Source organism: Asaia sp. VD9 (genome assembly GCF_037150015.1).
Classification (GTDB): Bacteria; Pseudomonadota; Alphaproteobacteria; order Acetobacterales; family Acetobacteraceae; genus Asaia.
In genome coordinates this window covers 14037-27652 of record NZ_JBBCQM010000004.1, presented here as the reverse complement: position 1 = coordinate 27652, position 13616 = coordinate 14037, and the positions used below count along the sequence as shown (strand labels likewise).

13 protein-coding genes and 1 pseudogene are annotated in these 13616 nt (G+C 60.1%); 13 read left to right on the top strand and 1 reads right to left on the bottom strand.

Annotation, left to right across the window (positions count from 1 at the left end; all coding sequences use genetic code 11):
* Positions 1-161 precede the first annotated feature (161 nt).
* The 13 genes and pseudogenes from WFJ47_RS06565 to ureG all read left to right on the top strand — a co-directional run bounded on the left by WFJ47_RS06565 (position 162) and on the right by ureG (position 12426).
* Entirely contained in the window at positions 162-971 is an 810-nt protein-coding gene (locus tag WFJ47_RS06565) for a phytanoyl-CoA dioxygenase family protein (RefSeq protein WP_336761757.1), read from the top strand.
* 2 nt (positions 972-973) lie between these two features.
* A complete protein-coding gene (locus WFJ47_RS06560) occupies positions 974-1849 on the top strand; it encodes an ABC transporter substrate-binding protein (protein ID WP_336761755.1) in 876 nt (291 codons plus the stop codon).
* Between the two features lie 7 nt (positions 1850-1856).
* Positions 1857-2558 carry an amino acid ABC transporter permease gene (locus tag WFJ47_RS06555; protein WP_127101866.1) on the top strand — a complete coding sequence of 234 codons (702 nt, stop codon included), beginning with the start codon at positions 1857-1859 and terminating at the stop codon, positions 2556-2558.
* Positions 2555-3316 carry an amino acid ABC transporter ATP-binding protein gene (locus WFJ47_RS06550; RefSeq protein WP_127101867.1) on the top strand — a complete coding sequence of 254 codons (762 nt, stop codon included), beginning with the start codon at positions 2555-2557 and terminating at the stop codon, positions 3314-3316. The genes WFJ47_RS06555 and WFJ47_RS06550 overlap by 4 nt, the downstream gene beginning before the upstream one ends.
* Before the next feature lie 323 nt (positions 3317-3639).
* Complete coding sequence (locus tag WFJ47_RS06545) at positions 3640-6042, top strand: TonB-dependent receptor (RefSeq protein ID WP_336761752.1); 2403 nt, start codon at positions 3640-3642, stop codon at positions 6040-6042.
* Between the two features lie 123 nt (positions 6043-6165).
* Positions 6166-7239: a HoxN/HupN/NixA family nickel/cobalt transporter gene (locus tag WFJ47_RS06540; protein ID WP_336761750.1), complete on the top strand. Its 1074-nt coding sequence runs from the start codon at positions 6166-6168 to the stop codon at positions 7237-7239.
* 25 nt (positions 7240-7264) lie between these two features.
* Positions 7265-8149, top strand: a complete 885-nt coding sequence (locus tag WFJ47_RS06535; protein WP_336761748.1) for an urease accessory protein UreD — start codon at positions 7265-7267, stop codon at positions 8147-8149.
* Between the two features lie 57 nt (positions 8150-8206).
* A complete protein-coding gene (locus WFJ47_RS06530) occupies positions 8207-8509 on the top strand; it encodes an urease subunit gamma (RefSeq protein ID WP_336761747.1) in 303 nt (100 codons plus the stop codon).
* On the top strand, positions 8493-8837 hold the full coding sequence (locus WFJ47_RS06525; protein WP_336761746.1) for an urease subunit beta: 345 nt from the start codon (positions 8493-8495) through the stop codon (positions 8835-8837). The genes WFJ47_RS06530 and WFJ47_RS06525 overlap by 17 nt, the downstream gene beginning before the upstream one ends.
* Positions 8834-10540 carry an urease subunit alpha gene (ureC, locus tag WFJ47_RS06520; RefSeq protein ID WP_336761744.1) on the top strand — a complete coding sequence of 569 codons (1707 nt, stop codon included), beginning with the start codon at positions 8834-8836 and terminating at the stop codon, positions 10538-10540. Before WFJ47_RS06525 ends, ureC begins: the two co-directional genes overlap by 4 nt.
* A pseudogene (locus WFJ47_RS06515) lies at positions 10540-11043 on the top strand (urease accessory protein UreE); the annotation flags it as partial. The gene ureC and the pseudogene WFJ47_RS06515, both read left to right, overlap by 1 nt.
* 85 nt (positions 11044-11128) lie before the next feature.
* The gene (locus tag WFJ47_RS06510; protein ID WP_336761742.1) at positions 11129-11815 is read left to right on the top strand and encodes an urease accessory UreF family protein; all 687 of its coding nucleotides are present in this window, start codon (positions 11129-11131) and stop codon (positions 11813-11815) included.
* On the top strand, positions 11812-12426 hold the full coding sequence (gene ureG / locus WFJ47_RS06505; RefSeq protein WP_127101875.1) for an urease accessory protein UreG: 615 nt from the start codon (positions 11812-11814) through the stop codon (positions 12424-12426). The genes WFJ47_RS06510 and ureG overlap by 4 nt, the downstream gene beginning before the upstream one ends.
* 124 nt (positions 12427-12550) lie before the next feature.
* On the opposite strand, the gene WFJ47_RS06500 is transcribed toward ureG, so the two are convergent.
* On the bottom strand, positions 12551-13615 hold the full coding sequence (locus WFJ47_RS06500) for an ornithine cyclodeaminase (protein WP_127101876.1): 1065 nt from the start codon (positions 13613-13615) through the stop codon (positions 12551-12553).
* Between the last annotated feature and the right edge of the window lies 1 nt (position 13616).

Here is a 13616-nt window from a genome sequence, read left to right as displayed (position 1 = left end):
GGAACGTAATTGCAAGCATCCTCATGCTGGCGCCTCGTGGGAATGATCACGCCTAGGCGAGGAGAGGGTGGGACGAATTTTTCGTTGCGAAATCACATTGACCTTTCCTGTCTAGACAACATAGGCTGATCTCGAATGATACCCGTGAAGAGGCCGTTTCCATGAGATCCTCCTTCGTTCCTTCATCAGACGAGATTGCCGGTTTTCAGAATGACGGGGCGGTTGTGCTCCGTGGCGCATTCGCACCCTGGGTGGAAACGCTGAGAGAGGGTGTGGCGCGTCTCATGGCCGATCCGAGTCCGCTCGAGCGGTCCTATCATCCCGAGAATTCGGCGCCATTCTTTCAGGATCTGTGCAACTGGCAGCGTATCCCCGAATTCCGGCGTTTCGTGGAGGATTCACCGCTGGGTGCGCTCGGCGCAGCGCTGATGGGCGCGCATCAGGTTCGGTTTTTTCATGACCATGTGCTCGTCAAGGAGCCAGGCACGTCGCTTGTGACACCCTGGCATCAGGACCGGCCCTATTATTGCGCGCGTGGTCCCCAGACGGTCAGCTTCTGGATACCGCTCGATCCTGTCCCGGCCGCTGCCGCGCTGGAATGCGTCGCAGGCTCCCATCGCTGGGGCGTGGACCATAAACCCATGCGTTTCGATGGGACCCCGCTTTATGCGGGCGATGAGAGCACCCCGATGCCCGATATCGACGCCCATCGTGAGCGGTACCGCATCATCTGTGCCGATATGGCGCCCGGCGACGCCGTAGCGTTCGATTTCGGCACGGTTCATGGCGCCGGGGCCACGATCGGAGCCAGCGTCAGGCGGCGTGTCTTCTCCGCGCGTCTCGTAGGCGATCATGCCTGCTTTGCTGATCGTGGCGGGAAAGGCTCTCCTCCCTTCGCCCATCTTGCCCTTTCTGAGGGTGACCCGTTGACCGGCCCGGATTTTCCCATTCTCTTCCAGGATGCCGCCTGAGCATGAAATGGCTCGGGATGCTCTGCGCCGGCGCCATGCTGCTGACAGCGCCCGGCGCTTATGCGGGGTGCCTCGAGCGCGTACGCACGGCGGGAGTGCTGCGTGTCGGGAATGGCCTTCTGGGCGCACACCCCTCACTCTGGCAGGACGCAGAGGGGCGATATCACGGGATCGATGCCGATCTTCTGGCCGAGCTGACGCGTCGACTGGATATTCCGAAATCGGAGTTCATCATTACGGAATGGTCGACCATCGTGCCGGGGCTCAAGGCAGGACGCTGGGATATCGTGCTGTCGGATGTCAATATCTCCGAGGAGCGCCATCTGCGGGGGCATGTCCTGTTCTCGACGCCCTATTTCATGCTGTACGACTATGTGATCGTGCTTGAGAACTCGCCCATATGGCGTCTCGAAGATCTGCGTGGCAAGATGGTTGGCTCCGTCATGGGAACCAATGATTCGGCTACGGCGCATAGGCTGGTGGAGCAGGGTTACGCGCAGGACGTGGCCGATTTTGAAACATTCGGCGATCCGTTCATCGCCCTCAAGAACGGCCAGGTCGCGGCGGTTATCGTCGATCAGGGTACGCTCCACGCCCAGAAGGAGCATTTTCGGAATCTGCGTACCGTCGGTGCGCCGCTTTTCTATACGCCCAAGACTCAATGGGCGCAGGTGCAGGCCAGGGCGCCCTATCGTCTGGGCAGTGAGGGGGTGGTGGTGCCTGAGCACTGCCCCGATCTTCTCGCAGCCATCGATACCGCCCTCGACGCCATGCGTAAGGATGGCACGATCAGGACCATCCTGAAGCGCTACGGCGTATGGGAACCCCAACAGGATCATCTGATCGTCAGCCAGGCGGATTCGTCTCACAAGGAGTAGCGCGTCCATGCTCGATTTTTTTCTGGAAGCGCGCGATCACCTGCCCTTCCTGCTGCGCGGGGCAGGGGTGACGCTGGAATTATCCAGCATCGCCATGGTGATTGGCACAATCCTGGGATTCGGAGTGGCCATCGGTCGACGTTCGGCGAGCCGCTGGATACGCTATCCGCTCAATGTATTTGTGGAGATCATGCGCGATACGCCGCTGATCGTGCAGCTTCTGCTCATCTATTTCGCCCTGCCCGAATGGGGACTGACGCTCAGCGCCTTTACTGCCGCGATTGTCGGTCTGTCGCTCAATCTGGCGGCCTATGTCTCCGAGGTTTTTCGCAGTGCGATCGAGGCGGTGCCTCTGGGGCAGAGAGAAGCGGCGCTCTCGCTTGGCATGTCCGGATTCATGCTGTACCGGCGGGTGATCGTTCCCCAGGCGGGGTTGGCCAGTGTCCCCATTCTGGGCGGATATTTCATCGCCCTGCTCAAGGATTGCGCCCTGGTCTCTTTCATCTCGGTCAATGAGCTTCTGCGCCATGCCACGATCGTGATCTCCGATACGTTCGACAGCATGAATATCTATCTGCTGGTGGCCATCATTTATTTCTGCATCAGCTTCGTCTGCTCGCGCCTGATCCACAGGCTGGAAAAGCACCTCACACCCGCAATGCGACCGATACCTGTTGCGCCGACCATGGAAAAGGAGGGCGTGCGATGAGCCCGGTTCTGGTGGTTCGGCAGGTAGCCAAACGCTATGGGGAGCATGAAGTGCTCAGGAGCATAGATCTCTCGGTAGAAAAGGGGGAGGTCGCCTGCCTGATCGGCCCGAGCGGTGCAGGGAAATCGACCCTGCTGCGTTGTCTTAATTTCCTCGAGAAGCCGAGCCAGGGCGAAATCACCTTTCTGGGCGAACGGCTCTGCGCGGAAGACGGCAATCTGTTCCGGATAGCGCCGCCGCGTACCTTGCAGGCCGCCCGCGCGAGAATGCCCATGGTCTTCCAGCACTTCAATCTGTTCACGCATCGGACGGCCATCGAGAACGTCATGGAAGGTCCGGTAATCGTGCTGCGCCGCCATCGCGATGAGGCGCGGGAGATCGCCCGGACCCATCTGGCACGCGTGGGGATGTCGGGTTTCGCCGATCATTATCCGGATCAGTTATCGGGGGGGCAGAAACAGCGCGTCGCCATCGCGCGCGCTCTGGCCATGTCTCCCGCGCTGATGCTCCTCGATGAGCCCACGAGTGCCCTTGATCCATCACTCGTGCGAGAAGTGGAAACCGTGATTCGCGATCTTTCTGCCGAGGGTATGACCATGGTTGTGGTCAGTCATGACATGCGTCTCGTGCGTAGTATCGCCACGACGGTGCACCATTGCGCAGGAGGACATATCACGGCGAGCGGTGCGCCTGACCGCCTTCTTGGGGGAGAGAACCCTTCCTTCAATATCCCGGTTCCTGCTGCTGCGGCAGGCTGAAGGGGCATTTTTCCCAACCCATCGTTACTTGTCTAGACAGGCAGAAAACAGCGATCTCCTCACCAGATTTTTGCTCCGAGCGTCCTTCAGGTGGGAATTTTGTTCGCGATTCGCAAAGCGACATAGCGATTCGGAATCGTTACGAATAATATTGACCATACTCGTCTATACATCTTAATCTTCAGATAACGAGCCGCCAGCATGGCAGTCTCTCCCTGAAACAGCGTCGGCCTCACGCCATCGGGTCGTGAGCCGTTTGCCCCAAGCGACGGTATTCTCTCATGCGTATCATTTCGTTTTCGAAACTGTACCTGATATCGACGATGCTTGTTTCCGCAGTTTCATTGCCTGCTCATGCGACAACAGCTACCCAGCCCGGAAAGACAAAAGCGGCCCATGGCAAACGCGGTGCCGCGACTGAACGGAGCGGTATTCCCGCCGCAACACCGAAGTCTGTCGGAAAATCCGCCGTCTATCTGAGTTCGACCTCTGAGACGTTTGACGTGAAGGCCGCCCATATCACGCGCGGCGCTCTGGTGACCGTCAGCCAGAAGCTCCTCTCCCAGGCGCCTGCAGGGACCAACCCGTTAAAGGTCCTGTCTCAGTTGCCTGGGATCATGTTCCAGTCTGCTGAACCCCAGGGCGTTGATATCTGGTCACAGCAGCTTTTCATGCACGGATTTCAGCAGCAGCAAATTGGCTTCACTCTGGATGGCATGCCTTTGGGGGAGCAGACGCTGCGCATGTATAACGGGCTGAACTCGCTCCTCGCCATTTCAGCCGAGAACGTCGCGCGTATCGATATATCGCAATCAGCAGGGGCAGAGGAAATCGCTTCGACGAGCAATCTGGGCGGATCTTTTGCCTATGTCTCGCGCGATCCGGCGCATAAGCTGGGGGGAACCATCAATCAGGGCTTTGGCAGCTATGCCAATTTCCATACTTTCCTGCGCCTTGATAGCGGAGATCTCAACAAGACGGGGACGCGGTTTTTCACGTCCTATAGCCGTCAGGATGGTCAGATCTGGAAGGGGACGGGAGACCAGTTCGTGCAGCAGGTCAATGCCAAGCTGCTTCAGCCAATTGGTCATGAAAGTTACTTTTCGGCCTATTTTGACTGGGCGGATGAGCATCAGTTCTCGACACCCGACACCTCGCCCGAGATCATCCAGAAGGTCGGGTATGGCGTGACCAACTACTATGACGGCAAGCAAAGCGGGCTTCAGGCGGCAATCAATGCGGCCAACGGGATCTTTCCGGCATCCTTTGCCGGCCTCGCTGATCCGGAGGACTCCGCATATTATGATGCGACGCTCAACAGCGCCGATTATCTGGCCGGCATGCGTGCCCATTTGCAGATGACCGATCACCTGGTCTGGGACAGCACAGCCTATGGCCACGGTGCCATCAACCAGTCGACCTGGACCACGCCCTATTATCCCTCTCCCAATGGGTCGCCGCTGTCCGAACTGCGCAAGGCGCCGGGAGTCAAGCGCGTGGGTTTCCTCTCACGCATGCAATACCAGACCCACGAGAATACACTCGGGGGCGGCGTCTGGTACGAAAATAACAGCTATCAGACCCCGCAATATGTGTTTGAAATGCCCAACATCGTGGACGGCAAGCTGACGTCGCCACTGCCCAACCCACTTGAGTACTGGAAGCACCCTTTCGCCCAGATCTTCAATCAGGACTACAGCACGAACACGTTTACGGCTTTCGTGCAGGATACGTATCGGCCGATCGAGCATGTGGCGCTTCATTTCGGCTTCAAATCCGTGCTCAACACCACTCGTGTCGGGAATGGTTATGCGAATCCTGACTATTATTCCCCCACAACCGTGCTCGCGAGCGGCGTCGGCCTGACCACAGCCAAGGCCTTTCTCCCGCATATCAGCGGAGACTGGCACTTCCTGAGCCATCACGAGCTGTTTTTCGACATCTCGGAGAATGTCCATACCTATGCGCAATGCGGCTATAAGCTTTGCGCGTCCCCCTTTGCCGTTACCCAGACCGCGTTCGATCAGGAGCGCAAGTCGATCCGTCCCGAAACGGCCTGGACCTATGCTGCAGGGTATCGTTATTCGAGTGAGAAAGTCGGTCTGTCGATCTATGGCTACCGTACGAATTTCAATAACCGGTTGCAGCAGGTCGCCTCGGGTTCATCGGTCAATCCAATTTCCGCAGTTTCGAATGTGGGCGGCGTGACCATGAATGGTGTCGATACGGCTTTGACCGTCATGCCGATCCATAATCTCGTTTTCACCAATAGCTTCAGCTATGACCACGCGACCTATGATCAGAACCTGACGGCGGCCGGAACGACCTATGATCTCAAAGGTGTACAGGTCGTCAATTATCCACGCTACATGTATAAAACGCGCCTCTCCTATGACTGGCAGGGTCTGACGGCCTATGTGGACGCCAGCTTCAACAGCAAACGCAACTATTCCTATACAGGCGATGTGAAGGTGCCGTCCTATTGGCTCTCCAATCTCGGCATCCAGTATAATCTGATGCGTATTCCTTCCATCAAGCGCAGCCTGCAGCCGGTCAAGGATTTGACCCTCTCGCTCAGCATCACCAATCTGCAGAACACCCATTACATTGCGACGATGGGAGAGAACGGCAATCCGCTCAGCATTGCCAGCGGGGCCATGGCCTATCAGTCCTTCCTGATCGGCGCGCCCCGCATGGCATTTGGTTCCATCAGCGCAAATTTCTGAGCGGTTTCCGCTTCCTTGGACGGGCAAGCGTGCCGGGTGGGCAGGGCCGCCGCGAACCCGGCAAGCTGTTGTGATCGCGATCCGGCTGCGTGAACGCGCTAGCGCATTGTAAAACCAGATGAAATGGCTCAAACTGCTCCCAGTCGCATGGGCGGGGGGGGGGGGCGAGTTCTGGATATCAAGCGTGTCGATCTGCGCAGGCGAGCCTTCTTCCTTCTTGGGGGGCTTGGGCTTTTGAATGCCCTGGTCTGGCTTGGGGCATTTTCCCTTTTCTCGGGGCATCCGCTCCTTATGGGCGCTGCGGCGCTGGCCTATGGTCTGGGACTGCGTCACGCGCTGGATGCCGATCATATTGCGGTCATTGATAACGTGACGCGGGCGTCGCTCCGCGAGCAGCGCAGTGCTCAGGCAGCGGGACTGTTCTTTTCCCTTGGCCACTCCACGATAGTCTGCCTCGCCACGCTCGGCGTTGTGCTGGCCGGGCAGCGTTACCGGGCCAGCCTGGCGGATATTGCGGCGCGAGGAGGTCTCATCGGTGGCTGGGTTTCGATCCTGTTTCTCGTCCTGATCGCCGTGATCAACGGGCTGACCTTGCGGGATTTGTGGGGGCAGCGTGGCCAGATCGTGTCGGGTTCGGAAGGCACCCTTCCGTCTCGTGGCATTGCCCGTCTGGTCGCTCCTGTGCTCGCCCGCGTCTCGGTCAGTTGGCATCTTTATCCGATCGGCTTCCTGTTTGGGCTCGGTTTCGATACCGCATCGGAAATCAGCCTTCTAGGTATCTCGATTGCCCAGGGGGAGCGTGGTTTGCCGCCCTGGGAGATCATGATGCTGCCCCTGCTCTTCGTGAGCGCGATGGCATTGCTTGATACGGTCGATAGTGTGCTCATGCAGGGGCTCTACTCCCGCGCGGGACAAAGGGCGCGGCTCAATCTGGGCCTTACACTTGTTTCCGTTTTGCTTGCCCTGTCGATCGCGGGCGTCGAACTGGTTTCGATGCTGTCCGACCATCTGAGCCTGTCTGGCCCTGCCAGCGTTGCGGCAGAGTTCGTTTCCAGCCATTTCGAGATGATCGGCGCCCTGGTTTTCGCCTTGTCGGTTTTCTCCTGGCTATGGCTCCGTTTGACGCGTGTTCAGGCTCCCCTGACCGATGCGGCTTTGTCCGATCCGCTCTTCGGCATCACGGGAAAAGATCGATGAGACCTCGGAATCGCCGGAGCTCGGTATGCTCACTGCGGCTCGTGTCATGACGGCGCCTTCCGCAACCCGGCCGCTCACGGCGGGGACCGAGCCGGGGTTGCAACGTGCAAGAGGCTGGTTCGGGCTCGACGTCAAGCAGCGTGACGGGCGCACAGTCATGGCAGATCTGGTGCAGGGGGGCTGTTGTCGCCTGCTTTTTCCCCGCGTGGAAACGCCCATGCTCGAGGCCGTCACGGTGAATATCTCGGGCGGTATGGCAGGAGGGGATCGTATCGAGGGGCGTATCGGCTGTAGGGCGGGAACGCAGTTACTCGTTACCTCACAGGCCGCCGAGCGTGTCTATAGGGCGCGGGCAGCGGACCCGCCCTCGGAGATCGATCTGACCTGTCGCCTTGAGGCAGGAGCCTGCCTCGACTGGCTGCCTCATGGCACATTGTTTTTTGATGGAAGCGTCATGCGCCGGGTCATGCGGGTCGATATGGCGGCGACAGCCCAATTTCTTTATCTTGAGAGCCGGATTTTCGGGCGGACCGGATCGGGCGAGATCGTCGAAACTCTTGCGCTGCGCGATCGGCTGACAATTCGCCGTGAGGGCAGGCTCATCCTGGAAGATCTCCTGCGGCTTGAGAGCAAGACCGTGTCTGGCCTTCTCGCCTCCAAGGCCGCTGGCGACGGCGCGCCCGCCAATGCTACGCTGATTCTGGTTTCTCCCCGGGCAGAAGCGTTGCTCACCCCGGTGCGAGAGGCATTGGAAGCCGGGTATACTGGCAGTTTCGCCGCCTCGGCCTGGAATGGCATGCTGGTGGTGCGCGGGATTGCATCGGGCGGTTGGGCGCTGGAAAAGACGATCAGGCATATCCTGCCGATCCTGCGTGGTGGTCGCCCCATGCCCGCCACGTGGAGATCGTGAGCTGATGGCTGTATTCGACGATCATGACCGCATATCTGAGATGGAGTTGAGCAGGACATGAAACTGACCCCTCGGGAAAAGGACAAGCTGCTTGTGGCCATGGCCGCGCAGGTGGCCAGACGGCGGCTCGAGCGGGGTGTTGTGCTCAATTATCCCGAGGCCGTAGCCCTGATCACCGACCACGTGCTCGAGGGCGCGCGCGATGGCCGAAGCGTGGCGGAACTCATGGCCAGTGGCGGCCGGGTTCTCACGCGCGATCAGGTCATGCAGGGCGTGGCCGAGATGATTCACGACGTGCAGGTCGAGGCAACCTTTCCCGATGGTACGAAGCTGGTGACTGTCCATGACCCGATACGCTGAAACTTTGCCCCCCGGCGCCGTCCCCGGCGAATTGCTGCCGGCGGAAGGGGATATCGCGCTTAATGAGGGCCAGCCACGCCTGCTCGTTCTGGTGACCAATACGGGAGATCGTCCGGTGCAGGTGGGAAGTCATTATCATTTTGCCGAGGTCAATCCAGCGCTTGTGTTCGACCGGGACAGGGCGCGTGGCTGGCGTCTGGATGTTCCGTCCGGTGGGGCAATACGCTTCGAGCCGGGGCAGGATCGGGAGGTCACACTGGTCCCGCTGCGCGGCCTGCGCCGCGTGATCGGGTTTCGGGGGGATGTCATGGGGAGTGTTGATCCATGATGCGTCTTTCCAGACATGACTACGCTGCCCAGTTCGGTCCCACGACCGGTGATCGGCTCAGGCTGGCCGATACGGCCCTCATCATCGAGATCGAGCGCGATCATACGATCTATGGCGAGGAAGTCCGTTTCGGCGGGGGAAAGACCATTCGTGATGGCATGGGCCAGTCGCAGCGCACGCGCGCCGAAGGGGCCATGGATACCGTGATCACCAATGCGGTCATCATCGACCATTGGGGGATCGTGAAGGCGGATATCGGCATTCTCGACGGGCGGATCGCCGGAATCGGCAAGGCGGGAAATCCCGATATTCAGCCCGGCGTGGATATCATCATCGGGCCGGGCACAGAGATCATTGCGGGCGAGGGCAAGATCGTCACGGCGGGCGGCATCGACAGCCATATCCACTATATCTGCCCGCAGCAGATCGAAGAGGCCTTGTCCTCAGGCGTTACGACAATGCTGGGTGGCGGCACCGGACCGGCGAGCGGCACCACCGCGACCACCTGCACGCCGGGGCCTTGGCATCTGGAACGTATGATCGAGGCGGCCGAAGGTTTTCCCGTCAATCTCGCTTTCGCGGGCAAGGGCAATGCCTCGCGGCCCGAGGCGCTGGAGGAGATGATCAGAGCCGGCGCGAGTTGTCTGAAGCTGCATGAAGACTGGGGTTCCACTCCGGCCGCCATCGATTGCTGCCTGAGCGTCGCAGACCGGATGGATGTGCAGGTCATGATCCACTCCGACACGCTCAATGAGAGCGGTTTTGTGGAGGACACGATCGCTGCGTTTCAGGGGCGCACGATTCACGCGTTCCATACCGAGGGCGCCGGAGGGGGGCATGCGCCCGACATCATCCGCGTGGCGGGTCTGCCCAATGTGCTGCCGTCTTCCACCAATCCCACACGGCCCTTCACGGTGAACACGCTCGACGAGCATCTGGATATGCTGATGGTCTGCCATCATCTGGATCAGCAGGTGCCCGAGGACATTGCCTTTGCCGAGAGTCGCATCCGACGCGAAACGATTGCGGCGGAAGACATCTTTCACGATATGGGCGTGCTGTCGATGATGTCCTCGGACAGTCAGGCCATGGGGCGCGTCGGAGAAGTGCCGCTGCGCACATGGCAGACCGCACACAAGATGAAAATCCAGCGCGGCGCCCTGGCCGATGATGGCGCGGCCGATAACGCGCGGGTCAAACGCTATATCGCGAAATACACGATCAATCCTGCGATCGCGCATGGGTTGTCCCATGAGGTCGGTTCGGTTGAAACCGGCAAGCTGGCCGATCTGGTACTCTGGGAGCCCGCATTTTTTGGCGTGAAACCCGAGCAGGTGATCAAGGGGGGCATGATTGTCTATGCCATGATGGGTGACCCGAATGCGTCTATCCCTACACCGCAGCCGGTGCATGGCCGCATGATGTTTGGCGGGTTCGGTCGCGCGCTTGCGCGGACCAGCCTCACATTCGTGTCCCAGGCGGCGCTTGAGGATGATATCGGTGCGAGGCTCGGGCTCGAGCGTCGCCTCTCGGCGGTGCGGAACGTGCGTGGTGGAATCGGCAAGCGCAGCATGATTCATAACGATGCCATGCCCCATATCGAAGTTGATCCCGAAACTTATGAAGTGCGGGCCGATGGCGTGCTCCTGACGTGCGAGCCCGCCGAAATCCTGCCCATGGCCCAGAGGTATTTTCTGTTCTGATGACCCGTATTCTCGAAATCCTTCCTGCCGGGAGCTGGCTTGAAGCCGATGCGAGCGGTATTTTTGCTGCCGATTATGAGGGACGGCATCGCCGAAGAATGATGCTGACACTGGCCAGTGGCGAGAAGATCCGTCTGGAACTGGAGCATGCACGGCTTCTGCGCGGCGGTGACGGTCTGCGTCTGGAAGATGGTCGGACCATTCTGGTCAGGGCCTTGCCCGAAGATCTCATGGAAGTAACCGCCCACGGCACGCTGCAATTGCTGCAACTGGCCTGGCATCTGGGTAACCGCCATTTGCCGGCGGCTATTGGCGAACACGCCATACTCGTGAGGCGAGACCATGTGATTGCGGACATGATCGGCGGGCTGGGCGGGCACGTGCGGGATGTCGAAGCACCGTTCGACCCGGAGAGCGGGGCTTATGCCGGTCGGTCAGGGGGGCATGCAGGGGGCGGACATGCTCATGACCATTCCCACGGGCATGAACATCATCATCACCACCACGACCACCATCACGCCCATGCGCGCGCCCAGGAAACCGACGACGGCGTCGGCCTGAGCCTGCAGGGTGGCCACGATCACGCGCATGGCTGAGGAGGAAACTCCGGACGGGGCAGGGGCATTTCTGCGTCTGCTCTCCTGGGTATCCCCTGCCTTTCCGACCGGCGGCTATGCCTATAGTCACGGGCTGGAATGGGCGGTGGAGACAGGAGATGTGCATGACGTCGCGACGCTTTGCGCCTGGATTACCTGTCTGTTCGACCATGGCGCGCCCGGTAGTGATCTGATTATCCTCCAGGAGGCCTGGCGCATGGGCGCAGAGATCGAGCCCTTGAGAGAACTCGCGGCTTTCGCCTGCGCGTGCGCCTCTTCGCGCGAGCGTTATGAAGAGACGATCTATCAGGGGGAGGCTTTCCTGAAGGCAGCTGACTCCTGGCAGGTTGCCCCCGAGCCGGAAGCCCTGCGGGGACAGCGCTGGCCGCTTCCCGTGGCGCAGGGCATGGTCTTCCGGCGCGGCGGGATAAGCAGGCATCAGGCGCTTTTGGCAGGAGGGTATGCCACGTTGGCCGCGCTGGTTTCCTCTGCCGTTCGGCTTGTGCCCCTGGGCCAGACGGACGGGCTGCAGACACTTGCCCGCCTTGACCCGTTGCTGGTCAGGCTCGTTGCGCTCACTGGCGCTCGAACACTCGACGATGTCGGAGGCGCCTGTTTCCGCTCCGATCTCGCTGCCATGCATCACGAAACCCAGACGACAAGGTTGTTCAGAACATGACCCAGGCAAAACACGGCCCACTGCGCGTGGGAATTGGCGGCCCCGTCGGAACGGGCAAGACGGCGCTGATGGATGCGCTATGTCGCGTTTTTCGCGATGGGTATAATATCGCCGCCATCACGAATGACATCTATACGCGCGAGGATGCCGAATTCCTGACGCGAGCGGGCTCGCTTCCCTCTGAACGGATCATGGGGATCGAGACCGGCGGGTGCCCCCATACGGCCATACGTGAGGATGCCAGCATCAATCTGGCCGGCATCGCTGAACTGACCGAGCGCTTCGAGGGGCTGGATCTGGTTCTGGTCGAGAGCGGTGGCGATAATCTCGCGGCGACGTTCAGCCCGGAGCTGGCCGATCTGACGATTTACGTCATCGATGTCTCGGCCGGGGACAAGATTCCGCGCAAGGGCGGCCCTGGGATCACGCGCAGTGATCTGCTCGTGATCAACAAGATCGATCTGGCCCCTTATGTCGGCGCCGATCTTGGGGTGATGGATCGTGACAGTCGCAAGATGCGCGGCGCGCGTCCCTTTGTTTTCGCGAATATCAAGGCCGGTCAGGGCGTGGCCGAGATCGCCCGCTTCATTGTCGAGCAGGGAGGGCTCTGACGGCGTCCTGCCATACGCCTCGCCCGGTTTCCTGAATCTGGGCAGGCCATGACGATCCACATGATCGCTGGAATGCAGGCGTTCGGCGGGCCGGTTGCGGACGACTGCCCCGCGGAGCGTTGCTCTAGCTGATCCCGGTCGCGCGCTGCACCATGCCAAAGAGGTCGCGCGGATCATCCGGATCGGCCAGCATATCCAACCGTTCATAGAGCCCGGTCCCGGCGATATTATCGCGCACATAGCGCAGGGCCGAAAAATCCTCGATCGCAAACCCGACCGAGTCGAACAAGGTGATTTCGCTCTGGCTTCTCCGCCCGGCGGCATCCCCTGTCATCACCTGCCAGAGTTCCGTTACCGGGTGGTCCTCCGCCAACTGCTGGATTTCGCCCTCTATGCGGGTCTGGGGCGGATATTCAACGAAAATGGCGGCGCGCGTCAGGATGTCGCGGTGCAACTCGGTCTTGCCGGGGCAGTCGCCACCCACGGCATTGATATGCACCCCGCTTCCGACCATGTTGTCGGAGAGTATGGTGGCGCATTGCTTGTCGGCGGTCACGGTGGTGATGATATCCGCCCCTTCGACCGCCTTTTCGCTGCTTTCGCATATCGTGATGTCAAAGCCGAGCCCTGCGAGATTGCGTCGGCATTTTTCCGATGCGGCGGGGTCGATATCGAAAAGCCGCAACGTGGTGATCCCGAGCAATTCTCGAAAGGCGATCGCCTGGAATTCGGATTGTGCGCCATTGCCGATGACGGCCATTACACGGGCGCCTGCCGGGGCCAAGTGCGTGGCTGCAACGGCCGACATGGCTGCGGTACGCAGCGCGGTGAGTACGGTCATCTCGGATAACAGCACCGGATAGCCCGAGGCCACATCGGCCAGCATCCCGAAAGCTGTCACGGTTTGCAGGCCTTCCTTCATGTTCTTCGGATGGCCGTTGACATATTTGAAGCCATAGAGCGTGTGATCGCTCGTCGGCATCAGTTCGATCACGCCCTCTGCCGAATGCGCTGCAATGCGTGGTGTCTTGTCGAATTCGGGCCAGCGTCTGAAATCTGCCTCGATATAGGCCGCCAATTCTCTCAGAAAACGATTGATGCCAAGGGTATGAACCAGTGCCATCATGTTCTGTACCGAGACGAAGGGCACGAAGGCGAGGGGAGAGGGAGCGGGACCCGTCAGCGCCATG